Below are 23,198 nucleotides of genomic sequence, written 5' to 3'. Positions count from 1 at the left end.
GGTCACCGGCCGGGCGGGAAGGGGCTCGGGGCGGGTCTTCCGCGCGCTCGCGTCGGGACAGCGGGAGGGCGTCAGTCCAGCGGGACGTCGAGGCGCTGCTCGTCGTCGCGCCACGTGCACCGCGTGCCGAGCGCGGCACTGAGTCGCTCCATCCGCCGTGCGATGCCCCGGGCCTCGGCGGTGGCCGTCCTCGCCCGGAGGTCCTCGATCACCGTGGGGTGCAGGCGCAGGCGGTGGGGCAGGCCGTCCCGGACGTCGAGCAGGAAGACGAAGGACTGGTCGTTGCGCTCGTCGGGACGGACGGCGTAGTCGTCGACGAAGTCCCCGGCGCCGTAGACCACCGGCCGGCCGCGGTGCACCTCGACGCCGCGGAAGATGTGCGCGGAGTGGCCGAAGACCACGTCCGCCCCGGCCTCCACCAGCGCGTGGGCGAACGCGCGGTGCTCCGGTGGCACCTGCACGCCCCAGTTGGGTCCCCAGTGGGCGGAGACGACGAGGAGGTCGGTGCGCTCCCGGGTCCGCCGGACGAGCTGCAGGAGGTCCCGCGCGCGGTCGTCGGCGAGGTCGACGGGCACGTGGTGGACGCCGGGGGACGCGGGGCCCGCCGCCCAGCCCGGCTCGTTGTCCGTGAAGGCGAGGAAGCCCACCGCGGTCCCGGCCCGGGTGCAGACCGCGGGGCGTCGTGCCGCCTCCGCGTCCGGGCCCGCCCCGGTGTGCAGGATGCCGTGCTCGTCGAGCAGGGGGAGCATCTGCCGCATGGCCTCCACGCCGTGGTCGAGCACGTGGTTGTTCGCCAGCGAGACGACGTCGACACCGGCGGCCTCCAGGCTCGCGACGTTCTTGCGGTCCGAGCGGAAGTGGAACCTCTTGCCGGGCCAGGGCGGGCCGTCGTCGGCGAGCACGCACTCGAGGTTCGCGAACCGCAGGTCCGCCTGCGCGAGCAGGGGGAGGACGTCCCCCAACGGATGGGCCGGGCCCTCGTGGCGCAGTCGCTCGTCGACCAGCCGGCCGAGCATGACATCGCCGACGAGTGCGATCCGCATGAGCCGCCTCCTGTCCGGACGCTCCCATCGTGACCCCTGGCCTGCGGGCGGACAAGAGCGGCCGGTGGTGGCCGTCCCGGTCGCGGGGACCCCGCGGCTCCGCCGGCGCCGCCCGCCCGGGAGGCAGGGGACGCCGGCGGCCACCGGTCACCGGCCCAGATCGGCCCAGTCGGTCATCCGGGCGCTGTTCGCCACGGCCGGGCGCACCTGCGCCGGCTCCGGCAGGAGCACGGACAGGTCGGAGACGGCCTGGTAGGCCCAGGAGGGCCCGGTGCGCACGGGCGAGGAGGCCGGGACGCCCCCCGTGCGGTGCAGGCGGGTCGCGTAGCCCAGGATGAGCAGGCCGGCCACGGCCAGGCCGACGCCCACCCAGGCGGGGGAGCGGTAGCCCCAGCCGGCGGAGATCACGATGCCGCCGAGGAAGGCGCCCATGGCGTTGGCCAGGTTGAACGCCGCGTGGTTCATGGCGGCGGTCAGGGACGGGGCGTCCTTGGCCTCGCGCAGCAGGCGCATCTGCAGCGCGGTGCTGAAGAGGGCGCCCATGGCGCCGATCCACAGCACGCCGAGCACGGCCGCGACCGCGGAGTGGGCGAACAGTCCGAAGAAGGCCAGGGCCACGCCGGAGACGGCCCCCGCGCCTAGGGCGGTCTTCTCGATGGAACGGTCCAGCAGCGGGCCCGCCAGCAGGGAGCCCGCGGTCATGCCCACGCCGTACACGGCCAGCACCCACGGCACCATCGCGATGTCGAGGCCGCTGAGCTCGGTCAGGATCGGGGAGACGAACGTGTAGACCGCGAACATGCCGCCGAAGCCGACCGCCCCGGCCAGCAGGGTCAGGGCCACCTGGGGCCGGCCCAGGGCACGGACCTCCTGGGCCACGGAGACGCCGCCGCCCTTGCGGGTGCGGGGGATCCAGAGGGCGAGGGCCGCGACGGTAAGCAGGCCGATGACCACCACGAGCCCGTACCCGGCCCGCCAGCCCAGGCTCCCGCCGAGCACGGCGGCCAGGGGGACGCCCACGATGTTGGCGACCGTCAGGCCGAGCGCCACGCGGGCCACGGCGGTGCCGCGCCGCTCGCGCGGCACCAGGGAGGAGGCGACCACCGCGGCGACCCCGAAGTAGGCGCCGTGGGGCAGACCGGAGAGGAAGCGCGCCACGTACAGCCACTCGAGGGACGGCGCGGCCGCGGACAGGACGTTGCCGGCGGTGAAGGCGACCATCAGCCCGAGCAGGAGCCTCTTGCGCTCCACCCGGGCGGTCAGGGACGTGATGAGGGGTGCGCCGACGACCACGCCCAGGGCGTAGAGGGAGATGGCGTGCCCGAGGGAGGGGATGGAGGCGTCAAGGTCCTCGGCGATGAAGGGGAGCAGGCCCATCGAGGCGAACTCGGTGGTGCCCACGCCGAAGCCGCCGAGGGCGAGGGCGAAGAGGGCGAAGCGGGTGCCGGTGCGGTCCGGTGCGTTGATCACCTGGAGCACGGCAGTGCGAGGTGCGGACATGGCGGATCCTTCCGTGCGGAACATGGGGGTGCGGGTGGAAGGCGCGTCGTCGGGCCGAACGGGTGGAAACCTCGATGCTACGGAGGATGTCGAGGGCATCCAACGGTTCGGGCCTGTGATCTTGGACAAATCGGGCATCCGTGTGATATGTGTCGCGCTCGGGTTCCAGGGCCTCGTCATGCCGCCCACGGAACCGGGAACCACGACTTCAAGGAGGCGCGTCCCATGACCGACACCCACGCTGCGGGTCCGGACACCGATGTCATCGACATCCTCACCACCGACCACCGGGAGATGCTCGAACTGCTCGGCGAGATCGAGGGCGCCCCGGACGCCGCCCGGCGCCGGGACCTGGCCGACACCGTGATCGCGGAGGTCATGCGCCACGCCGTCGCGGAGGAGATGCACGTCTACCCGGTGATGGAGAAGCACCTGCCCGGCGGCGCCGAGGAGGTCGAGCACGACAAGAAGGAGCACGACGATCTCGTCCGGGTCATGAAGCAGGTGGAGGGCGTCGACGCCTCCGAGCCGGCGTTCATGGAGCTGATCCGCGAGATGCAGTCGCAGTTGCGCCACCACATCGACGACGAGGAGTCCGACCAGTTCCCGAAGCTGCGGGCGCACATCCCGGCCGAGGACCTCGTGGAGCTGGGCCGGAAGGTGCAGAACGCCAAGAAGGTGGCGCCGACCCGGCCGCACCCCTCCGCGCCGCACTCGGAGCTGTTCCACAAGACCATCGGGCCCGGCGTCGGCATGGTGGACCGGCTCCGGGACCGGCTGACGGGTCGGAGCACCGGTTAGGCGGGCGCCGGTCCCACGCGGACAGCACGGCACGGACCCCCGCTGGACGAGCGCCTCGCGCGGCTCGCCCGGCGGGGGTCCGTGCTGTTCCACGGGGCCACGGTGGGTCGCCGGCACCGAGCGGGCACGGACCCTGTCGTCCGGGAGTTGAGTGCGCTAGACTCAGGTTAGCTGAACTGCCCGGCCGCACCCACTGGTGACCGGTGCCGGGCCGGTTCGTCCCCGATCCGTTCCAGAACGTCCCTCGCCAAGGAGCCGCAGTGGAGACCAAGTTCACCACCAAGTCCCAGGAGGCGCTCTCCGCCGCCTCCACCAACGCCTCGACCGCGGGCAATCCGCAGGTCGAGCCCGCCCACCTCCTCAAGGCCCTCATGGACCAGCGGGAGGGTGTGGCCGTCGCCGTCCTGAAGGCCACCGGGGCCGACGTCGACACCGTCTCCGCGCAGGCCAGCGCCGCCATCAAGGCCCTGCCCTCCGCGTCCGGCTCCTCCACGGCCCAGGCCCAGTTCAACCGGGGCGCGCTGCAGGTCATCCAGGCCGCGGAGCAGTTCGCCCAGTCCCTCGGCGACGAGTACATCTCCACCGAGCACCTCCTGTACGGCCTCGCCCAGCAGGAGGGGAAGGCCGGGGACATCCTGCGGGGCGCGGGCGCCGGACCCGAGCAGCTAAAGACCGCCGTCCCGTCCGTGAGAGGAGACCGCCGCGTGACCACCGCCAACCCCGAGGGCACGTTCCAGGCGCTCGAGAAGTTCGGCGCCGACCTGACCGCCATGGCCCGCGAGGGCAAGCTGGACCCCGTCATCGGGCGGGACTCCGAGATCCGGCGCGTGGTGCAGGTGCTGTCCCGCCGCACCAAGAACAACCCCGTCCTGATCGGTGAGCCCGGCGTCGGCAAGACCGCCGTCGTCGAGGGCCTCGCCCAGCGCATGGTCGCCGGGGACGTCCCCGAGTCGCTGCGCGGCAAGACGCTGATCTCCCTGGACCTCGGGTCCATGGTGGCCGGCGCCAAGTACCGCGGCGAGTTCGAGGAGCGGCTCAAGGCCGTGCTCGAGGAGATCAAGGACTCGGAGGGCCAGATCGTCACCTTCATCGACGAGATCCACACCGTGGTCGGCGCCGGCGCCGCCGAGGGCTCGATGGACGCCGGGAACATGCTCAAGCCCATGCTGGCCCGCGGCGAGCTGCGCCTGATCGGCGCGACCACCCTGGACGAGTACCGCGAGAACATCGAGAAGGACGCCGCCCTGGAGCGCCGCTTCCAGCAGGTCTACGTCGGCGAGCCCTCCGTGGAGGACACCGTGGCGATCCTGCGCGGGCTCAAGGAGCGCTACGAGGCACACCACAAGGTGCAGATCGCGGACGCCGCGCTCGTCGCGGCGGCCACGCTGTCCAACCGGTACATCCCGGGCCGGCAGCTGCCGGACAAGGCCATCGACCTGGTCGACGAGGCCGCCTCGCGGCTGCGCATGGAGATCGACTCCGCGCCGGAGGAGATCGACCAGCTGCGCCGCGCCGTCGACCGCCTGACCATGGAGGAGCTCGCGCTGGAGCGCGAGACCGACCCCGCGTCCGTCGAGCGACTCGCCGCGCTGCGCCAGGAGCTGGCCGACAAGAAGGCGGACCTGGACGCCCTCAACGCCCGGTGGGAGGCCGAGAAGGCCGGCCTGAACCGCGTCGGCGACCTCAAGGAGCGGATCGACAACCTGCGCTCGCAGGCGGAGATGGCCCAGCGCCAGGGCGACCTCGCCGAGGCCTCCCGGCTGCTGTACGGCGAGATCCCGGCGCTGCAGAAGGAGCTCGACGCCGCCCAGGAGCAGGAGGACACCTCCGCCCCGCACGACACCATGGTCTCCGAGGAGGTCACGGCCGACGACGTCGCCGAGGTGATCTCGGCCTGGACCGGCATCCCCGCCGGACGCATGCTCCAGGGCGAGACCGAGAAGCTGCTGCACATGGAGGAGGTGCTCGGGAAGCGGCTCATCGGCCAGCACCGGGCCGTGCAGGCCGTCGCCGACGCCGTGCGCCGCTCGCGTGCCGGCATCTCCGACCCGAACCGGCCGATCGGCTCCTTCCTGTTCCTGGGTCCCACCGGCGTGGGCAAGACCGAGCTCGCGAAGTCCCTGGCGGAGTTCCAGTTCGACGACGAGCGCGCGCTGGTGCGGATCGACATGTCCGAGTACGGGGAGAAGCACACGGTCTCGCGGCTGGTCGGCGCCCCTCCGGGCTACGTCGGCTACGAGGAGGGCGGCCAGCTCACCGAGTCCGTGCGGCGCCGCCCGTACTCGGTGGTCCTGCTGGACGAGATCGAGAAGGCCCACCCGGACGTCTTCGACATCCTGCTGCAGGTGCTCGACGACGGCCGGCTCACCGACGGGCAGGGGCGCACGGTGGACTTCCGCAACGTGATCCTGATCCTCACCTCCAACCTGGGCAGCCAGTTCCTGGTGGACCAGACCATCGAGCCGGAGGCGAAGAAGCAGGCGGTGATGAACGTGGTCAACGCCTCGTTCAAGCCCGAGTTCCTGAACCGGCTCGACGACGTGATCCTGTTCGACCCGCTGTCCACGTCCGACCTGTCGAAGATCGTGGACATCCAGGTCGCCCAGCTCGCCGAGCGCCTGGGTCAGCGCCGCCTGCGCCTGGAGGTCACGCCCGCGGCCACCGAGTGGCTCGGTCTCACCGGCTACGACCCTGCCTACGGCGCCCGGCCGCTGCGCCGGCTCGTGCAGCGGGAGATAGGGGACAAGCTCGCCAGGGCGATCCTCTCCGGGGCGGTCGTGGACGGGGACGCGGTCCGGGTGGACGTCGACGCCGACGTCGTGGCGGACGGGCTCACCGTCACCGCCGTGTCCGAGCGGGCGCACGCCGCGGACTGAGCTGCGGGGCGCGCCGCCGGCCGGCGGGCCGCCGTCCGGGAGACCCGGCGACGGCCCACCGCCGGGGCTCCCGGACCGCGTTCCGCACGCCTCCCGTGAGGTTGCCGACAGTCCACCGCGCCGGTCCCGGGCCGGGCGCAACGGGCTGACAAACCATGTACCCTGGTCTCACGAACCATTCATACGACATTTCCGGGGCCGTACTCTGTGCCAGAGTGCCGCCGTCCGGACCAAGAGACAGAGGGGGTCACGCCATGGGGCGCGGCCGTCAAAAGGCGAAGGCGACACGGCAGGCGCGGGAGATGAAGTACTTCAGCCCGCAGACCGACCTCACGGCACTCCAGCGGGAACTGCGCGGCAGCGAGCAGATGCCCCCGCTGCGGGAGCCGGTCCAGGAGACCGTCGAGGAGGACGAGGACGACTACTCGGCCTACGTCGACAAGTACGCCGACGACTACGACGAGGACTTCCGCCGGTAACCACCGGGAACTCCGCTCGTCTCCACCGCACGACGCAACAAGGTGCCCGTCCAGGACGAGCACCTTCTTCGCGTCCCCGCGAACAGCGAACGCCCCGCCGGCCGGCGGGGCGTTCGCTGTTCCTCCGGGGCTCTCCGGGCCGGATCAGCCCGTGTAGGCGTTGACCATCCGCACCGCGCCGCCGTCCACGCCCTTGGCGCCCTGCACCCAGTCGGGCCCGCCGTGGTCGGCGTCCGGGTCGATCCCGTCCACGGTGCCCATGACCCACGAGGGCAGGCCCCGGGCCGCGAGGTGGGCCACGGCGGCGTCGGCCACCGACGGGTCGACGATCGCGACCATGCCCACGCCGAGGTTGAGGGTCCGCTCGAGGTCGGGCAGGGGGACGTTGCCGAGCTGGCTGATCAGCTGGAAGATTGCGGGCAGCTCCCAGGTGCTGCGGTCCACCGTGGCCTCGAGCCCGGCGGGGAGCACCCGGGCGAGGTTCGCGGCGAGGCCCCCGCCGGTCACGTGGCTGAAGCCGCGGACACCGCGGCCCGTGGTCCGGTCCGCGCCGTTCACGGGGAAGGCGGCGGCGAGGTCGAGGACGTCGGCGGCGTAGACGCGGGTGGGCTCCAGCAGCTCCTCGCCCAGGGTGCGGCCGAGCTCCGAGACCTGCCGGTCCAGCGACCACCCGGCCACGTTGATGACCTTCCGGACCAGGGAGTACCCGTTGGAGTGCAGGCCGGAGGAGGCCATGCCGATGACCACGTCGCCGGCGCGCACGCGGTCCGGGCCCAGCAGCTCGTCGGCCTCGACCACGCCGGTGGCGGCCCCCGCCACGTCGTACTCGTCCGGGGCGAGCAGGCCCGGGTGCTCGGCGGTCTCGCCGCCGACCAGGGCGGTGCCGGCCTGCTCGCAGGCCGCGGCGATGCCACGCACGATGTCCGCGATCCGCTCGGGCACCACGCGGCCCGTGGCGATGTAGTCGGTCATGAACAGGGGCTTGGCGCCCACCACCACGATGTCGTCCACGACCATGCCCACGAGGTCGAAGCCGATCGTGTCGTGCACGTCGAGGGTCTGGGCGATCGCGACCTTGGTGCCCACCCCGTCGGTCGAGGTGGCGAGGTAGGGCTTGCGGTAGGCGAGCAGCTCCGAGACGTCGAACAGCCCCGCGAACCCGCCGACCCCGCCGATCACGTTGGCGGTGTGCGTGGCCTTGACCGCGCTCTTCATGAGCTCGACGGCGCGGTCTCCCGCCTCGACGTCCACGCCCGCGCTGGCGTAGGTGACGGTGCGGTTCGTGGAGGAGGGGGGCTGGGCCATGTCAGGCGTCCTTCGCGGTCTCGGGCTGGGTGGCGTGCTGGGACACGGGCCGGGCGGGCCCCGTGGCCGTGCGGGCGGCGGGGACCCGGTCCTCCGGCAGGATCAGGTCCTCGAGGTCGGCGTCGGGCCCGGGGTCGCACCCGGTGGAGGTCTCCTGGACGCCGGGGTCCTCGTCGGAGATGCGGGTGCGCTCGGCGGGCCGGCGGGAGAGGCCGTCCGTGGCCGAGGGGCGGGTGTCGATGGACACGGCGGAGGCGTGCCCCGGCCGCTGCGCCACGGCGGATCCGCCCGGGGCGCGGCGGGGCGAGGAGTCCACAGGTGTGCGGGCCTCGAAGACGTTCTTGCCCAGCTTGTCGGCGTCCGGCAGCCGGGTGGGGTAGGTCCCGGAGAAGCACGCGGTGCACAGCTCGCCGCGCTCCTGCAGGGTGGCCGCGATCATGCCGTCCTCGGAGATGTAGCCGAGGGAGTCGGCGCCCAGGGACGCCCTGATCTCCTCGACCCCGAGCCCGTTGGCGATCAGCTCCGCGCGGGAGGCGAAGTCGATGCCGTAGAAGCACGGCCACTTGATGGGCGGGGAGGAGATCCGCACGTGGATCTCGGCGGCCCCGGCCTCCCGAAGCATCCGGATGAGGGCCCGCTGGGTGTTCCCGCGCACGATCGAGTCGTCGATGACCACGAGCCGCTTGCCCGCCACCACGGACTTCAGCGGGTTGAGCTTGAGCCGGATGCCCAGCTGGCGGATGGTATCCGAGGGCTGGATGAACGTTCGTCCCACATAGGCGTTCTTGACCAGGCCGTTGCCGAACGGGATGCCGGACTCCTCGGCGTAGCCGATGGCCGCGGGGGTCCCGGACTCCGGTGTGGGCATGACCAGGTCCGCGTCGATGCGGTGCTCCCGGGCGAGCCGGCGGCCCATCTCCACGCGGGACTCGTACACGGAGCGGCCGTTGATGGTGGTGTCCGGGCGGGCCAGGTAGACGTACTCGAACACGCACGCGGCGCGGCGGGTCTCGGCGAAGCGCTGGGAGCGCAGGCCGTGCTCGTCGATCACCACGAACTCGCCGGGCTCGATCTCCCGGACCAGGGACGCGCCCACGATGTCCAGCGCCGCGGTCTCGGAGGCCACCACCCAGCCGCGCTCGAGCCGGCCGAGGACCAGCGGCCGGATGCCCTGCGGGTCACGGGCGGCGTAGAGGGCGTTCTCGTCCATGAACGCCAGGCAGAACGAGCCCACGAGCTGGGGGAGCAGGTGCATGGCCGCGTCCTCGAGGGAGCCGTGCGGATGCTCGGCCAGCAGCGCGGTGACCAGCGCGGTGTCCGTGGTGTTGCCCTGGGCCATCTCCCCCTGGGAGGGGAACCCGGACTTGTCGATCAGCTTCTCGTAGAGCTCCGCCGAGTTGGTGAGGTTGCCGTTGTGCGCGAGCGCCACGGTCCCGTGCGGGGTGGCGCCCAGCGTGGGCTGGGCGTTGGCCCAGTGGGACCCGCCCGTGGTGGAGTACCGGCAGTGGCCCACGGCCAGGTGACCGGTCAGGGTGGTGAGGGTCGCCTCGTCGAAGACCTGCGAGACGAGGCCCATGTCCTTGTACACCGCGATGCGGTTGCCGTCGCTCGCGGCGATGCCGGCCGACTCCTGGCCGCGGTGCTGCAGGGCGTAGAGGCCGTAGTAGGCCAGTTTCGCGACCTCCTCGCCGGGGGCCCACACGCCGAACACGCCGCACGCGTCCTGGGGGCCCTTCTCTCCGGGGAGCAGGTCGTGGCTGAGTTGTCCATCAGGGCGAACCACGTCGATCAGCCTTCTCTCGAGCTTCGGGGGTCGGTGGGCCGGGGCGCGTCGCCCGGCGCCCCGGACGGGGCGTCGTCGTCCCCGTCCACGACCTCGGTGGTGACGGCCTGCGCCCGGGCCACAGAGACCCGATCCAGGACGAGGGCCAGGACGGCGCCGGCGGCCAGGCCCAGGACCGTGCAGACGGAGACCATGAACAGGGTCACGGCCCCCTGGGTGAACTCCGCGCTTCCTCCGCCGGACAGTCCCACGAGCACGCCCACCACGGCGCCGAGGACGCCGCCGAGCAGGACGAACGCCCAGATGTTCGGGGCGCGGCGCAGGGTCATCTGCTGGCTGCCGGAGGCGGCCAGCGGCACGGCCGCCCGCACCCGGCGGCGCCGGCGCGGGAGCTTCCGCGGGGACGGGCGCGCGGAGGGGGAGGAGGGAGTGGAGCTCATGCCCTCAAGGCTACCGGGGAAACAGGGGGAGGGCGTCCGCGAGATCGGTCCTTGTGCCCGAGGCCACAGCGGCCCCCGAGGCGACGGCCTCCGGCCAGGTCACGGCCCCCGTCACCAGGCCGAGCCACGTGCGGGCGTCGGTCTCGACGACGTTGGGCGGGGTCCCCCGGGTGTGCCGGGGCCCCGCCACGCACTGGGTCACGCCGAAGGGCGGGACGCGCACCTCCACGCTGTTGCCGGGCACCCGCTCGGCGAGCTCCTCGAGGGTGTAGCGCACGGCCGTGGCCACGGTCCGGCGCGGGGTGGCGTCCGGGTCCGCGCGCCAGGCGCTCAGGGCCAGGGTCCCGTCCGCGGGGTCGACGCGGCGGCGGGCCACGGCCTAGTCCTGCCCGAGCGCACGGACCAGCTCCGGGCCGAGCAGCTCCAGGAGGGGGTCCGCCAGGCGGAGCCGGCCCACGGGGCGGGACCCGCCCATGACCGGGCGCACCACCTGCCCGATCACCGCGGCGGCCGCCGCGGCGGGCACGGCCCCGGCGTGGGCGAGCAGGGCGAGGCCGATGAGCGCGTTGGCGCGGGACCCGCCGTCGAGGACCTTGAGCGCCACGGACCACCCGGTGCGGGTGCCGAGCGCGAGCACGCCCTCCGCGCCGAGCTTCGCCACGACGTCCAGCTCCTCCATGACCACGGTGTTGTACCTGCCCCGCCCGTGCACCAGCTCCGGGTAGTCGAGCATGCACTGGGAGACCGTGGCGGCGCGGGCGTCGGCGTCGAGGTTGCCCGCGGCCCGGCCCAGCGTCGAGTACGCCCGGGCGAGGCCGGTCAGGGAGATCGCCGCGAGGGGGGCGCCGCACCCGTCCACGCCCACGTGGGCCACGCGCTCGCCGGAGAACTCCTCGACGGTCTCCAGCACGGTCCGCTGCAGGGGGTGCCCGGGGTCCAGGTAGCTGTCCGTGGGCCAGTCGTTCTCGGTGCAGGCCCACAGGAACGCGGCGTGCTTGCCGGAGCAGTTCATGCAGATCCGGTTCTTGCCGCGGCCGGCGCGCACGAGCTCGGTGCGGACCTCCTCGTCCTCGGGCCAGTCCGGCGGGCACTGGAGTGCGTCCTCGGTCAGGCCGGCGGCCGTCAGGATCGAGCTCACGGCGTCGAGCTGCTCGAAGGAGCCGATGTGGGACGCGGAGGCGATGGCCACCTGGGCCCCGCGCAGCGGGACGCCGGCCTTCATGGCGGCGATGGTCTGGAACGGCTTGAGCGTGGAGCGGGGGAAGATCGGGGTGCCGATGTCGCCCAGTTCGACGGCCACGGCCCCGTCCGGGTCCAGGACCACGGCGGAGCCGCGGTGGCGGGACTCGACGAAGCCGCTGCGCTCGAGCACGGCGAGGTCCACGGCACGGTCCGAGGTGAAGGTCTGCATCGCCCCAGTATGTCAGCGGGGACGGGAATTCCCGTCGGGGCCGGGGCCGTGCCCGCATGCCGGGAACGATGTGCCACTTCCCGGTGCCGCCAACTAGCCTGAGGGCGTGAAGGTTCTGGTACTGGGCCCCGGAGGCCGCGAACACGCAATCATCCGCGCACTGCTGGCAGATCCCGAGGTCGAGCAGGTGCACTGCGCGCCGGGCAACGCCGGGATCGCGCAGCTCGTCCCGGTGCACGCCGTGGACGCCGACGACCCCGCCGCGGCCACCGCGCTGGCGCGCGAGCTCGCGGTGGACCTCGTCGTCGTCGGCCCCGAGGCCCCGCTGGTGGCCGGGGTGGCCGACGCCCTGCGCGAGGCCGGCTTCCTCGTCTTCGGTCCCTCGCGGGCCGCGGCGCGGCTCGAGGGCTCCAAGGCGTTCGCCAAGGAGGTCATGGCCTCCGCGGGGGTGCCCACCGCGATGGCGCGGGTCGCGACCACGGAGGAGGAGGCCGCCGACGCCCTCGACACCTTCGGGGCCCCCTACGTGGTCAAGGACGACGGGCTGGCCGCTGGCAAGGGCGTGGTCGTCACCGCCGACCGCGCGGAGGCGCTCGAGCACGCCGCCGCCTGCTTCGCCGCGGGTGGGAGCGTGGTGATCGAGGAGTTCCTCGACGGGCCCGAGGTGTCCCTGTTCGTGCTGACCGACGGCTCCCGCGTGATCCCCCTGAGCCCCGCACAGGACTTCAAGCGGATCCACGACGACGACGAGGGCCCCAACACCGGCGGGATGGGCGCCTACACGCCGCTGCCGTGGCTGCCGCAGGGCTTCGTGGAGGAGGTCGTGGATCGGGTGGCCCGCCCCACGGTCGACGAGATGCGCCGCCGCGGCACCCCGTTCGTGGGTGTGCTGTACTGCGGGCTGGCCGTGACGACCCGCGGTCTGCGGGTCATCGAGTTCAACGCCCGGTTCGGGGACCCCGAGACCCAGGCCGTGCTGGCCCGGCTCACCACCCCGCTCGGGCGGCTGCTGCACGACGCCGCCGCCGGGCGCCTCGACGAGGCCGAGCGGCTGCGCTGGCGGCCCGAGACGGCCGTCGCGGTGGTCGTCGCCGCGCAGGACTACCCGGACAGCCCCCGGAAGGGCGACCCGATCGGCGGGCTGGAGGACGCCGAGGCGGTCGAGGGCGTGCACGTGGTCCACGCCGGCACCGCGGTGGCCCCGGAGGGCGAGCACGCCGGGCGGATCGTCTCCGCCGGCGGGCGGGTGCTCGCCGTCGTCGCCCTCGGCGCGGACCTCGACGAGGCCCGCGAGCGCGCCTACCGGGGCGTGGGGCTCGTGGCGCTCGAGGGCTCGCAGCACCGCACCGACATCGCGCTGAAGGCCGCCCGAGGGCTGGTCACCGTTCCCGGCGCCTCCGCCCCCCGTCCCCGTCAGGAGCAGGCATGAGCGAGCAGGGCACCATCACCACCCCACCCGAGATCCCCGGGTGGAGGCACATCTACTCGGGCAAGGTCCGGGAGCTCTACGTCCCCGACGAGTCGCGGCTGCGGGCCACGGGCGTGGCCATCTACGACGACGCCGAGTACCGGGCCGGCTCGGTCCTGGTGCTGGCCACCGACCGGATCAGCGCCTTCGACGAGATCCTCCCCACGGAGATCCCGGACAAGGGCAAGATCCTGACGCAGCTGTCCCTGTGGTGGTTCGAGCAGCTCGCGGCCGTGCCCAACCACGTCCTGTCGACCGACGTGCACGAGTCCGTCCGGGGGCGGGCCATCGTCTGCAAGAACCTGTCGATGTTCCCCGTCGAGTGCATCGCCCGCGGCTACCTGACCGGTTCCGGTCTCAAGGACTACCGGGAGACCGGTGAGGTCTGCGGGATCGAGCTGCCCCCGGGGCTCGTGGACGGTTCCCGGCTCGCCCAGCCGATCTTCACCCCGACCGGCAAGGCGGAGGTGGGCGAGCACGACCTCCCCATCACCTTCCAGGAGATGGCCGACGGCGTGGGCCACGCGGTGGCGGACAGGCTGCGCGAGCTGACCCTGGAGATCTACACCGCCGCCGAGCGGATCGCCCGCGAGCGGGGCATCATCGTGGCGGACACCAAGGTGGAGTTCGGCCTGGACTCCTACCGCGGCGCGATCACCCTCGGGGACGAGGTCCTCACCCCGGACTCCTCCCGCTTCTGGGACGCCGAGACGTACGAGCCCGGCAAGGCCCAGCCCTCGTTCGACAAGCAGTACGTGCGGGACTGGCTGCGCTCGGACGAGTCCGGCTGGAACGGGACCGGCCCCGTGCCCCCGCTGCCGGAGCAGGTGGTGGAGCGGACCCGTGCGCGCTACGTCGAGGCGTTCGAGCGGCTCACCGGCCGCACCTTCGACCCGGACGGCAACTTCTTCGAGGTGGCCGGCCCGCTCGAGTACTGATGCCGGCGGTGCCGGGCGGCGTCAGGCGCCGGAGGAGTCGGGCGTCCACAGGGCGCGGCCCATGTCCACGCGCACGAGGTGCCGGTCGTCCTCCCGCAGGGGAGTGCCCTCTTCTCGGTACCGGTCCCGGGCCTCGGCCTGCAGGTGGTCGGCGAGGGTGCCCTGCACGGTGACCACCCGCCACCACGGGAGGTCCTCGCCGGTGGGGTTGCGCGCCATGAGCGTGCCCACGAGGCGTGCGGAGCGGCACTCCGCGAGCTCCGCGACGTCCCGGTAGGACAGCACCCGGCCCGCGGGGATGGCGGCCACGACGTCCGCCACGCGCCGTGCCAGGCCGGGGTCCGGCTCGGCCCGGCGGCTCACAGGACGTCCCGGCCGTCCACCGGCAGGCACACGTCGAGGACCCAGTGGCCGTCCGCGGAACCGCTCTCGGCGCGGCCGCCCAGCAGGGACACGCGCTCGGCGATGCCCCGCAGGCCGAGCCCCGAGGACATCTCTGACGAGTGGCTGCCCTGGCGCTGGGTGCTGCGCGGCAGGGGATTCGCCACGCGCAGGCACAGCTCGTGCTCGTCCGCCGTCACCTCGATCCGGCAGCGGGACCCGGCCGGGGCGTACTTGATGATGTTGGTGACCGCCTCCTGCAGGATGCGGGCGGCCGTGCCGCGCACGGTGGTGGGCATGGCCTCGAGGTCGCCCGTGATGACCACCTCCGGCTCGAAGCGCAGGTCCCGCAGGCTCGCCGCCAGGGACGTGACCACGTGCTCCAGGCTGCCGATGGACAGGCCGGCGCCCGTGACGTCCCGCGGGTGCTCGCCCTCGTTCTCGTTGCGCAGCAGCCGGAGCATGACCCGCAGCTCGTGCAGCGCCGAGCGCGCGGCGCCCTCCACGGTCTCGAGGACCCGGTGCAACTCGCCGACGTCCCCGGAACGGCGCCGGCTCATGGTCTGCATCGTGATGAGGGTGAGCTCGTGGGCGACGACGTCGTGCAGGTCGCGGGCCAGCGCCTGCCGCTCGTCCTCCCGGAGCCGCTCGTTGAGGATCTCCAGGTCCCGGACCTGTTGCTCGTTGCGACGGCGCTGCTGGGAGAAGTGCCGGATGGTCGAGCCGATCACGAAACAGACCAGGAGCAGTCCCGTCAGACCGATGAAGATGTTGGGCTCCTCCGGGCGGCGCAGGTATGCGGGGATGCACCACACGCCGTATACGATCATGTGTGCTTTGACGAACGGAGCCGAGGCTGTTGCCACCACCGCGATGGTCACGACGGCGAATCCGGTCACCAGCGAGCCGTAGTCACCCAGGATCAGTGAGGTGATCAAGCAGGTGACGGAGAACAGGGACGCCCATGTCGACCGCCAAGCGGTCAGCGCCAAGGCCCCGTAGGACAGGAGGCCATTGACGGAGGCGAGACCTTCCAGGGGCTCGCCCTCCTGGAAGTCGGAGAACAGCTCTTGCAGATCAGCGGCGAACCACACGACCGCCGCAAGCACAATCACCACGGACAACCAGCGAGCCACCGGCTCCGCGTCGAGGAACGACGCACTGCTGACTGTTCGTGGTGATCGGCGCATGGGTGCAATTACATCAGTCACACCCAGAGATCTATCTCATCGGCAGAAGAAGGAGAAATAAGAGCAGACGACGCCGCGGGTGAACTGCGGGGTCACAACCATCGCGCCGGCGTTCGCGGGGGCCACGGGGCCGACGATGAAGGACGCGGCGAGGGCGGCAGAGGCAACGGCGGTGGCAAGCTTCTTCTTGGACATGGGGGGCTCCTTGGATCACGAGAACAGCACCGGATCGGGGGGTGGCGGCCGGGGTGGGGGAGAGATCTCCCGGCTGCCAGGGGGTGTGCTGCCCTGGTACATTCCATTTTGCCAACGTTAACCGAACGAACCTATTGACCTTTGTCCAGACCATTTGTGACTTTTGTCGAATATGACGTGTTGCACTTTGGGGGACATCGAAAAATAGACTGTGCGAGTGACTGATTGCAGAGTGCTTGTCGTGGACGACCAGCCGTTGATGCTGGAAGCCCTGAAGTCCTTCTTCTCGGCCGAGCCCGGTTTCGAGGTCATCGGGACCGCCGCCAACGGGCGCGAAGCCGTGGACCGATGTCTGGCCATCGACCCGGACGTGGTGCTCATGGACATGAAGATGCCCGTGATGGACGGGATCGAGGCCACCCGGGAGATCACCTCGCGCAGTCCCCGGTCCAAGGTGCTGGCCCTCACCACGTTCTCCACGCTGGAGTTCGTGGTGCCGGCATTGCGCGCCGGTGCGGCCGGCTATCTCGTCAAGGACGCCCGGCCGGACGAGATCATCGACGCCGTGAACCAGGTGCTCAAGGACGAGCTCGCCCTTTCCCCGGCGATCGCCCGGGCGCTCGCGGACAACGTCATCTCCGTCCCTGACCAGCAGCAGGCCCGCTCGGCCGACGACGGCCTGCGGTCCCTGCTGACCGACCGAGAGATGGAGACCGTGACGCTCCTGGCCCAGGGTCTGAGCAACCGGGAGATCGCCGAGCAGATGCACGTCTCCGAGGGCAGCGTGAAGGCCTACCTCGGGCGGGTCTGTGAGAAGTTCGGCGTCCGCGACCGGGTGCAGGCGCTGATCAAGGCGTACCAGAGCGGGCTCGTCGATCCGCAGCTGCGCGATCTCTGAGTCACAGGCCGTCTCTGCGGTCTCGGGTCCGGACGGAAGTCCAGGAAAGTTGTAGACGAAAGTGCATTCATCTGCATTAGCAAACCCGGCATAGTGATGAGTGCGAGCAGAGAAAAAAAGTCGGTGGATGAGTGAGAGACATCCCCACGGCGCACGGCCCAACCCCCCATGAGGCCGAGCCCCGGACCGGATGGTCCACCGACCTGCTCACGGTAGGGGGCCGCCCCGGGACAGTCCCCCCTGGACCCGGGATGTGGCCGCGCAAGGCCTGGATCACCTTGCACCCCCCTCGGCCGATGGCCCCCTACCGTGCAACATCTGCTCCGCGGACCTCACAGACGAGAACGGCCCCACCGGAACCGGTGGGGCCGTTCTCGTGCGTCCGGCGCCTCTGCCGGGTCGTTCCGCCGGGCCCGGGGTCCCGAGCCCTCAGGGTCCTCCGGTCACGCCCGCCGGCCCTGCCCCTCCTGGGCGGCGGCGCTGTGGCCGAAGAACCAGGTGATGTGCTCCCGCAGCGCGGCGGCGGCGTCCTCGCCCCGGCGCTCCTGGAAGGCGCGCAGGATCTCGCGGTGCTGCTCCTGCAGGGTCCGGCGCACCTGCGGCCAGTCGTCCAGACCGGCGACGGTCTCCTGCACGTACCCGATGGTGGCCTGGCGCAGCGAGGCCATGATCGTCTCGACCACCACGTTGCCGGCCAGGGAGGCGAGCAGGATGTGGAACTGCGCGTCGTGGGCGTGGAAGTGCTCGTCCGGCAGGTCCGGGTCCTCCATGGCGGCCACGAGCTCCGCCGCACGCCCCAGCACCGCCGCCCGCCCCGGGGTCTCCGCCGCGGCGGCCGCCTCACGGGCGGACTGGGTCTCGAGCAGCAGCCGGGTCTGCACGAGGTCCCGCACCGGCAGTGACCGGTTGGCCACGTGCATCCGCAGCGCCCACCCGAGCGCGGCCGAGGGCTCCGCGATGACGATCGCCCCCGCGTTCGGCCCGGACCCGGTCGACGAGCGGACCAGTCCCATGGCGTCGAGGATCCGGATCGCCTCCCGCACCGAGGCGCGGGAGATGCCGAACTCCTCGGCCAGGTGGCGCTCCCCGGGCAGCTTGTCGCCCACCGAGATCTCGCCCGAGCGCAGGCGCTCCTCGAGCCAGTCGAGGACGACGGTGTACATGCGTGCGGCTGCGGGCACGGAGGGCTCCTCAGAGGATGGGCGGGACGCGGACCAGTCTAGGGAGGTGCGGGGACGCCCCGGACACCGCGCCCTCCGGCAGGAGCCGGGGGGCGTGGTGCCCGGGGGGTGCCGCGGCGTGCCGGATCAGGCGCGGCTCCGCTCCTCCAGGGGCGCGCCGACGCGCATCAGCCGGCGGGCGATGAGGGCCAGCCCGGCGGCGAGCAGGACCAGCATGACGGTGCCCAGGTTGATGCCCACGCCGTGGATGAAGAGGTACGCGACCGCACCGCCCGCGAGGCAGTAGTACGTGGTCACGATGATCGTCTTGCGCAGCAGGTCTCCCTCACGCCCGAGCAGGCCCACGGTGGCGGAGGCGGCCACGATGTTGTGGATGGCGATCGGGTTGCCGCCGGCGCCGCCGATGGCCTGGGCGGCCACCACGAGCTCGGGTCGGTCGAGACCGATCGCGACGCCGGTGGAGAACTGGAACTGGGAGAACGTCAGGTTGGACACGGTGTTGGACCCGGCGATGAAGGCGCCCAGCGCGCCGATCCAGGGCGCGATCACCGGCCAGGAGCTGCCCGAGATCGCGGCGGCCCCCTCGGCGAGGGTGACCGGCATGCTGGAGAGCCCCGACTCGTTGAGGGCCGGGCCGGACTGGATGAGCACGCGCACCAGGGGGACGGCGAAGAGCAGTGCGGCGGCGGTGCCCGCGAGCTGACCGGCCGAGACCTTGAGCGTCCTGCTGATCTCCCGGGAGCTCATCCGGTGCAGCAGGTAGGCGAAGGCCGAGGCGAGGATCAGCACGAAGCCGGGGAGGTAGAACGGCTGGACCGTGGTGCTGATCCCGGTGCCCAGGATGTTCTCGAACGGGATCGCCAGGCCGGTCAGCCACTCCTTCAGCGGGGTGATGACACGGGTGGCCACCAGCAGGCCCGCCATCAGGGCGTAGGGCGCCCACGCGCGGACCGTGCTCATGTGCGTGGACACGTCCGTGGCCTCGGCCGGCTCGATGGTGCCCATCCACCGGGCCGGCCAGTCGGCGCGGGGACCGAACTGGAAAGTGTCCTTCGGCATGAGGAAGCCCTTGCTGGAGGTGAACATCACCAGCACCAGGCCGAGGATCCCGCCGAACATCGAGGGGAACTCGGGGCCGAGGAAGCGGGCCACCAGCACGTAGGGGACGGTCATGGCCAGGGAGGCGTACACGGCGAAGGGCCAGACGGCCAGCCCGTCGCGGAAGCGCCGGTCGGGGCCGAAGAAGCCGGTGAGCAGGGTCACCAGGATCAGCGGGATCAGGATGCCGACGATGCCGTGCATGGCCGCCGTGTAGAAGCCGATCGAGTTGACGAACTCCGGCATGGTCACGCCCAGGACCTCGACGCGCTCGGCGACCGCCGGATCACCGCCCAGGCCGTTGGCGACACCCACGAGGATCGGGGTGCCGACCGCTCCGAAGCTCACAGGGGTGGACTGGACGATGAGTCCCACCATGACGGCGGCCATCGCGGGGAAACCCATGGCCAGCAGCAGCGGGGCCACGACCGCGGCCGTGGTGCCGAAGCCCGAGACGCCCTCGATGAAGGAGCCGAAGAGCCAGCCGATGATGATGGCCTGGATCCGCCGGTCGGCCGAGATGTTGTTGAATCCGGCCCGGATCGTGGCCATGGCCCCGCCCACGGTGAGGGTGGAGAGCAGCAGCAGGGCGCCGAAGACGATGTAGAGCATGGTGATGGCCACGATCAGGCCCTCGATGGTGGCGGCCAGCACTCCGGTGAAGCTCATCTGCCACACGGTCAGCGCCACCACGACGGCCGCGAGGTAGCCCACCGGCATCGCGAACTTCGCCGGCCAGCGGAAACCGGCCAGGAGCACGCCCACCACGAGGAGGGGCAGCAGAGCCAGGAGGCTCAGCACAGCAAGACTGTCCACGGAAAGATCCTTTCTGGGCCCGCCGCGACGGGGCGGGGCGGGGCGAGGGAAGAGGACGGGTGCGAGCGGTACGGCTCGGAGATCAGCACGACGCTATGGTCGGACCACAATGGTCTGACCACAAAGAGTACATGACGCAGATCACAATCCCAAGCCCCTGGCCGGCGAGAAGTCGGCGTCCTCGTCGTTCGTTGTGTCGCGCGTCTCACTCGTCTACTATGGTCAGACCACATGCGGCAGCTCGTCGTCGTCGACCCTGTCCCGTCCTCCGGAGGTCCCATGAGAATCGCCCTGTTCGCCACGTGCATCGTGGACGCGATGTATCCGCGGGTCGCGCTGGCCACCGTGCGGGTCCTCGAGCGGCTCGGCCACGAGGTGGTGTTCCCGCCCGGCCAGGGCTGCTGCTCCCAGATGCACGTCAACAGCGGCTACTTCGACGACGCCCTGCCCGTGGTCCGCAACCACGTGAAGGCCTTCTCCGCCGCGGACTACGACGCCGCCGTGGCGCCCTCCGGCTCCTGTGTCGCCTCCCTGGGCCACCAGCAGCCGATGATCGCCCGCGCCGGCGGCGACGAGGCCCTCGCCCAGGAGGCCGCGGCCGTCGCCGCCACCACCTACGAGCTCTCGCAGCTGCTGACCGACGTGCTCGGCGTGCGCGACGCGGCCGCGCAGCTCGGTTCCTGGTTCCCCCACCGGGTGACCTACCACCCGTCCTGCCACGGGATGCGACTGCTGCGCCTGGGGGACCGGCAGAAGGACCTGGTCGCCTCGGTCGGGGACATCGACTTCGTCAAGCTGCCCGATGCCGAGGAGTGCTGCGGCTTCGGCGGGACCTTCTCCTTCAAGAACCCGGACGTCTCCGCCGCGATGGCCGAGGAGAAGATCGACAACATCGTCTCGACCGGAGCCGAGCTGTGCACCGGGGGAGACGCCTCCTGCCTGATGCACCTGGGCGGGGCCATGGCCCGCCGGAAATCCGGGCCGGGCACCGTCCACTTCGCCGAAATCCTCGCGTCCACCCGCGAGAACCCGCTCGAGGTCGCCGGGCCGGTCGAGCTGTCCATCCCCGGGCCGGGGGCGCGCCGCACGGCGTCGTCCTCGGCCCCCCGCACGACCGGAGGTGCTCGATGAGCCGCACGGCCCTGGGCATGCCCGCCGTCCGCCCCGTCCACGGCCAGGGGAACCTGCACGCGCAGACCGCGTTCCCCGCCGCGGCGAAGGCCGAGATGGGCAACACGCAGATGCGCGCCAACATCCGCCACGCCACCCACACGATCCGCGGCAAGCGCGCCGCGGTGGCGAGGGAGCTGCCCGACTGGGAGGAGCTGCGCTCCGCCGGCTCCGCCATCAAGGAGCAGGTCATGGCGAACCTGCCGCACCTGCTCGAGGAGTTCGAGCGCAACCTCACGGCCCGCGGCGGCACCGTGCACTGGGCGCGCGACGCCGAGGAGGCCAACCGGATCGTCACCGAGCTCGTGCAGGCCACCGGGTCCACCGACGTCATCAAGATCAAGTCCATGGCCACCCAGGAGATCGGCCTCGAGGAGCACCTGGCCGGCCACGGGATCACCGCCACGGAGACGGACCTGGCCGAGCTGATCGTCCAGCTGGGGCGCGACTTGCCGTCCCACATCCTGGTTCCGGCGATCCACAAGAACCGGCACGAGATCCGCGACATCTTCCTGGCCGAGATGGCCGAGACCGACGAGACGCTCACGTCCGAGCCCCGGGACCTCGCCGAGGCCGCCCGCACCCACCTGCGGGAGAAGTTCCTCTCCACCTCCGTGGCGGTCTCCGGGGCGAACTTCGGCGTGGCCGAGACCGGGACGCTGACCGTGGTGGAGTCCGAGGGCAACGGCCGCATGTGCCTGACCCTGCCCGAGACCCTGATCACCGTGATGGGCATCGAGAAGATCGTGCCCACCTTCCAGGACCTCGAGGTGTTCCTGCAGCTGCTCCCGCGCTCCTCCACCGGGGAGCGGATGAACCCCTACACCTCGATGTGGACCGGCGTGACACCGGGGGACGGCCCCCAGAACGTGCACGTGGTGCTCCTGGACAACGGCCGCACCGCGGTGCTCGACGACCCCGCCGGGCGCTCGGCGCTGCACTGCATCCGCTGCTCGGCGTGCCTGAACGTCTGCCCCGTCTACGAGCAGGCCGGCGGTCACGCCTACGGCTCCACCTACCCGGGGCCCATCGGGGCGATCCTCTCCCCGCAGCTGACCGGCATCACCTCCGAGCAGAACGCCTCCCTGCCCTACGCCTCCTCGCTGTGCGGGGCCTGCTACGACGTGTGCCCGGTGAAGATCAACATCCCGGAGATCCTCGTGCACCTGCGCGACGAGGACGTGCGCACCCAGCACGGCGAACGCTCCGACGACGGCGCCGCGGCGGCCCCGGCCCGGACCCGGCGCCTGCCGCAGCCCCCGTCCGAGATGGACCTCATGATGAAGGGAGCGTCCTTCGTGATGTCCTCCGGCAAGCGCATGGCGCTCGCCGAGAAGGCCCTCCCGCTGGGCCGGGCCGTGGCGGGCAAGGACCGCGCGATCAGCTGGCTGCCCGGCACGGCCGGCGGCTGGACCGACGAGCGGGACATCCCCGCCCCGCCGAAGGAGTCCTTCCGCAACTGGTGGGCCAAGCACGCCGACGAGACGCAGGAGCGGGTGGCCGCCGACGGCGGCCCGCAGGACGGGGCCGCGGACGACACCCAGCACGACGGGGGACAGCGATGACCGACGCCAGGACCGAGATCCTCAACCGGATTCGCGGGGCGCTGCACGACACGCCCGCGCCCGCACCGCCGGAGCGCAGCTACCGCCGCGCCTCGGACCGGCCGCGCGAGGAGGTCGTCGAGATGCTCGAGGACCGACTGGTCGACTACAAGGCCTCGGTGCACCACGAGACCCCCGCCACCCTGCCGGGACGGATCGCCGAGCTGCTGGGCGCCTCCGCCCGCTACGTGGTGCCCGAGGGCCTGGACCATGCTTGGCTGCCCGAGGAGTCCGGCATGCGACGGGTCATCGTGGACCCCAACGACGCCCGGGCGGCCTCCGCGCTCGGGGTGCGGGAGCTCAACGCCGTGGACGCCGTGGTGACGTCCTCGACCGTCTCCTGCGCCGAGACCGGCACCATCTTCCTCACCGGCCGTCCCGACGAGGGCCGCCGGGCGATCAGCCTGGTCCCTGACCACCACATCTGCGTGGTGCCGCTGGACTCGGTGGTCGAGCTGATCCCCGAGGCCCTCGCCCTGGTGGAGCCCACGGCCCCGGTCACCATGATCTCCGGGCCGTCCGCGACCTCGGACATCGAGCTGGAGCGCGTGGAGGGCGTGCACGGGCCCCGGACGCTGGACGTGATCCTGCTCGGCTGAGCTCCCGCCCCCACCGCACGGT

The 23,198-nt window shown here is 72.0% G+C and carries 21 protein-coding genes; 9 read left to right on the top strand and 12 right to left on the bottom strand.

Annotated elements, in window-relative coordinates; translation table 11 throughout:
• Positions 1-71: 71 nt before the first annotated feature.
• Both RF647_RS00915 and RF647_RS00910 read right to left on the bottom strand, forming a co-directional pair.
• Positions 72-1,043, bottom strand: a complete 972-nt coding sequence (locus tag RF647_RS00915; RefSeq protein ID WP_368810100.1) for a CapA family protein — start codon at positions 1,041-1,043, stop codon at positions 72-74.
• Positions 1,044-1,190: 147 nt separating this feature from the next.
• Positions 1,191-2,543 carry an MFS transporter gene (locus RF647_RS00910; RefSeq protein WP_368810099.1) on the bottom strand — a complete coding sequence of 451 codons (1,353 nt, stop codon included), beginning with the start codon at positions 2,541-2,543 and terminating at the stop codon, positions 1,191-1,193.
• A gap of 225 nt (positions 2,544-2,768) precedes the next feature.
• Between RF647_RS00910 and RF647_RS00905 the strand changes: the two genes are divergently transcribed.
• From RF647_RS00905 to RF647_RS00895, 3 genes are all read left to right on the top strand, one after another.
• On the top strand, positions 2,769-3,344 hold the full coding sequence (locus RF647_RS00905; RefSeq protein ID WP_368810098.1) for a hemerythrin domain-containing protein: 576 nt from the start codon (positions 2,769-2,771) through the stop codon (positions 3,342-3,344).
• Between the two features lie 260 nt (positions 3,345-3,604).
• Positions 3,605-6,220 (top strand): ATP-dependent chaperone ClpB, encoded by a 2,616-nt coding sequence (clpB, locus tag RF647_RS00900; protein WP_368810097.1) that lies wholly within the window; start codon positions 3,605-3,607, stop codon positions 6,218-6,220.
• Positions 6,221-6,474: 254 nt separating this feature from the next.
• On the top strand, positions 6,475-6,699 hold the full coding sequence (locus tag RF647_RS00895; RefSeq protein WP_031282554.1) for a DUF3073 domain-containing protein: 225 nt from the start codon (positions 6,475-6,477) through the stop codon (positions 6,697-6,699).
• Between the two features lie 144 nt (positions 6,700-6,843).
• On the opposite strand, the gene purM is transcribed toward RF647_RS00895, so the two are convergent.
• Genes purM through RF647_RS00870 form a run of 5 tightly spaced genes read right to left on the bottom strand, consistent with a single transcriptional unit; the run spans position 6,844 to position 11,638 of the window.
• Positions 6,844-8,004, bottom strand: a complete 1,161-nt coding sequence (gene purM, locus RF647_RS00890) for a phosphoribosylformylglycinamidine cyclo-ligase (protein ID WP_368810096.1) — start codon at positions 8,002-8,004, stop codon at positions 6,844-6,846.
• A gap of 1 nt (position 8,005) precedes the next feature.
• On the bottom strand, positions 8,006-9,787 hold the full coding sequence (gene purF / locus RF647_RS00885; protein WP_368810095.1) for an amidophosphoribosyltransferase: 1,782 nt from the start codon (positions 9,785-9,787) through the stop codon (positions 8,006-8,008).
• A gap of 5 nt (positions 9,788-9,792) precedes the next feature.
• The gene (locus RF647_RS00880; RefSeq protein WP_368810094.1) at positions 9,793-10,227 is read right to left on the bottom strand and encodes a hypothetical protein; all 435 of its coding nucleotides are present in this window, start codon (positions 10,225-10,227) and stop codon (positions 9,793-9,795) included.
• A 10-nt stretch (positions 10,228-10,237) separates the two neighbouring features.
• A complete protein-coding gene (locus tag RF647_RS00875) occupies positions 10,238-10,603 on the bottom strand; it encodes a sterol carrier family protein (protein ID WP_368810093.1) in 366 nt (121 codons plus the stop codon).
• Positions 10,604-10,606: 3 nt separating this feature from the next.
• On the bottom strand, positions 10,607-11,638 hold the full coding sequence (locus RF647_RS00870) for an asparaginase (protein WP_368810092.1): 1,032 nt from the start codon (positions 11,636-11,638) through the stop codon (positions 10,607-10,609).
• A 106-nt stretch (positions 11,639-11,744) separates the two neighbouring features.
• Here RF647_RS00870 and purD point away from each other — a divergent pair, with 106 nt between their 5' ends.
• Together purD and RF647_RS00860 are read left to right on the top strand one after the other, a co-directional pair.
• A complete protein-coding gene (gene purD, locus RF647_RS00865; RefSeq protein ID WP_368810091.1) occupies positions 11,745-13,067 on the top strand; it encodes a phosphoribosylamine--glycine ligase in 1,323 nt (440 codons plus the stop codon).
• Positions 13,064-14,044: a phosphoribosylaminoimidazolesuccinocarboxamide synthase gene (locus tag RF647_RS00860; RefSeq protein ID WP_368810090.1), complete on the top strand. Its 981-nt coding sequence runs from the start codon at positions 13,064-13,066 to the stop codon at positions 14,042-14,044. The genes purD and RF647_RS00860 overlap by 4 nt, the downstream gene beginning before the upstream one ends.
• Before the next feature lie 21 nt (positions 14,045-14,065).
• Here RF647_RS00860 and RF647_RS00855 read toward each other — a convergent pair whose 3' ends face one another.
• The 3 genes from RF647_RS00855 to RF647_RS00845 all read right to left on the bottom strand — a co-directional run bounded on the left by RF647_RS00855 (position 14,066) and on the right by RF647_RS00845 (position 15,810).
• Positions 14,066-14,407: an MGMT family protein gene (locus tag RF647_RS00855; protein WP_368810089.1), complete on the bottom strand. Its 342-nt coding sequence runs from the start codon at positions 14,405-14,407 to the stop codon at positions 14,066-14,068.
• The gene (locus RF647_RS00850) at positions 14,404-15,543 is read right to left on the bottom strand and encodes a sensor histidine kinase (RefSeq protein ID WP_368810088.1); all 1,140 of its coding nucleotides are present in this window, start codon (positions 15,541-15,543) and stop codon (positions 14,404-14,406) included. The genes RF647_RS00855 and RF647_RS00850 overlap by 4 nt, the downstream gene beginning before the upstream one ends.
• 108 nt (positions 15,544-15,651) lie before the next feature.
• On the bottom strand, positions 15,652-15,810 hold the full coding sequence (locus RF647_RS00845; protein ID WP_368810087.1) for a hypothetical protein: 159 nt from the start codon (positions 15,808-15,810) through the stop codon (positions 15,652-15,654).
• Positions 15,811-16,027: 217 nt separating this feature from the next.
• Between RF647_RS00845 and RF647_RS00840 the strand changes: the two genes are divergently transcribed.
• Positions 16,028-16,708 carry a response regulator gene (locus tag RF647_RS00840; RefSeq protein ID WP_368810086.1) on the top strand — a complete coding sequence of 227 codons (681 nt, stop codon included), beginning with the start codon at positions 16,028-16,030 and terminating at the stop codon, positions 16,706-16,708.
• Positions 16,709-17,151: 443 nt separating this feature from the next.
• On the opposite strand, the gene RF647_RS00835 is transcribed toward RF647_RS00840, so the two are convergent.
• The gene (locus RF647_RS00835; RefSeq protein WP_368810351.1) at positions 17,152-17,871 is read right to left on the bottom strand and encodes a FadR/GntR family transcriptional regulator; all 720 of its coding nucleotides are present in this window, start codon (positions 17,869-17,871) and stop codon (positions 17,152-17,154) included.
• Positions 17,872-18,015: 144 nt separating this feature from the next.
• Entirely contained in the window at positions 18,016-19,803 is a 1,788-nt protein-coding gene (locus tag RF647_RS00830; RefSeq protein ID WP_368810085.1) for an L-lactate permease, read from the bottom strand.
• 279 nt (positions 19,804-20,082) lie between these two features.
• On the opposite strand from RF647_RS00830, the gene RF647_RS00825 reads away from it, so the two are divergent.
• From RF647_RS00825 to RF647_RS00815, 3 genes are read left to right on the top strand one after another with little or no spacing between them, the layout of a single operon-like run.
• Positions 20,083-20,934: a (Fe-S)-binding protein gene (locus RF647_RS00825; protein WP_368810084.1), complete on the top strand. Its 852-nt coding sequence runs from the start codon at positions 20,083-20,085 to the stop codon at positions 20,932-20,934.
• Positions 20,931-22,538, top strand: coding sequence for a lactate utilization protein B (locus RF647_RS00820; protein ID WP_368810083.1), 1,608 nt, complete (start codon positions 20,931-20,933; stop codon positions 22,536-22,538). Before RF647_RS00825 ends, RF647_RS00820 begins: the two co-directional genes overlap by 4 nt.
• Complete coding sequence (locus RF647_RS00815) at positions 22,535-23,176, top strand: lactate utilization protein C (protein WP_368810082.1); 642 nt, start codon at positions 22,535-22,537, stop codon at positions 23,174-23,176. Before RF647_RS00820 ends, RF647_RS00815 begins: the two co-directional genes overlap by 4 nt.
• The last annotated feature ends 22 nt before the right edge of the window (positions 23,177-23,198 follow it).

The sequence above is a fragment of the Kocuria sp. CPCC 205263 genome (assembly GCF_040981075.1).
GTDB lineage: Bacteria > Actinomycetota > Actinomycetes > Actinomycetales > Micrococcaceae > Kocuria > Kocuria rosea.
This window is presented reverse-complemented; position numbering and strand designations above follow the sequence as displayed.

Excerpts from the sequence above, each read along its gene's own strand:
- RF647_RS00910 (WP_368810099.1), bottom strand. The coding sequence starts at position 2,543 with ATGTCCGCACCTCGCACTGCCGTGCTCCAGGTGATCAACGCACCGGAC.
- RF647_RS00825 (WP_368810084.1), top strand. The coding sequence starts at position 20,083 with ATGAGAATCGCCCTGTTCGCCACGTGCATCGTGGACGCGATGTATCCG.
- RF647_RS00880 (WP_368810094.1), bottom strand. The coding sequence starts at position 10,227 with ATGAGCTCCACTCCCTCCTCCCCCTCCGCGCGCCCGTCCCCGCGGAAG.
- RF647_RS00905 (WP_368810098.1), top strand. The coding sequence starts at position 2,769 with ATGACCGACACCCACGCTGCGGGTCCGGACACCGATGTCATCGACATC.
- RF647_RS00870 (WP_368810092.1), bottom strand. The coding sequence starts at position 11,638 with ATGCAGACCTTCACCTCGGACCGTGCCGTGGACCTCGCCGTGCTCGAG.
- RF647_RS00815 (WP_368810082.1), top strand. The coding sequence starts at position 22,535 with ATGACCGACGCCAGGACCGAGATCCTCAACCGGATTCGCGGGGCGCTG.
- RF647_RS00860 (WP_368810090.1), top strand. The coding sequence starts at position 13,064 with ATGAGCGAGCAGGGCACCATCACCACCCCACCCGAGATCCCCGGGTGG.
- RF647_RS00845 (WP_368810087.1), bottom strand. The coding sequence starts at position 15,810 with ATGTCCAAGAAGAAGCTTGCCACCGCCGTTGCCTCTGCCGCCCTCGCC.
- RF647_RS00915 (WP_368810100.1), bottom strand. The coding sequence starts at position 1,043 with ATGCGGATCGCACTCGTCGGCGATGTCATGCTCGGCCGGCTGGTCGAC.
- purM (WP_368810096.1), bottom strand. The coding sequence starts at position 8,004 with ATGGCCCAGCCCCCCTCCTCCACGAACCGCACCGTCACCTACGCCAGC.
- RF647_RS00835 (WP_368810351.1), bottom strand. The coding sequence starts at position 17,871 with ATGTACACCGTCGTCCTCGACTGGCTCGAGGAGCGCCTGCGCTCGGGC.
- RF647_RS00895 (WP_031282554.1), top strand. The coding sequence starts at position 6,475 with ATGGGGCGCGGCCGTCAAAAGGCGAAGGCGACACGGCAGGCGCGGGAG.
- RF647_RS00820 (WP_368810083.1), top strand. The coding sequence starts at position 20,931 with ATGAGCCGCACGGCCCTGGGCATGCCCGCCGTCCGCCCCGTCCACGGC.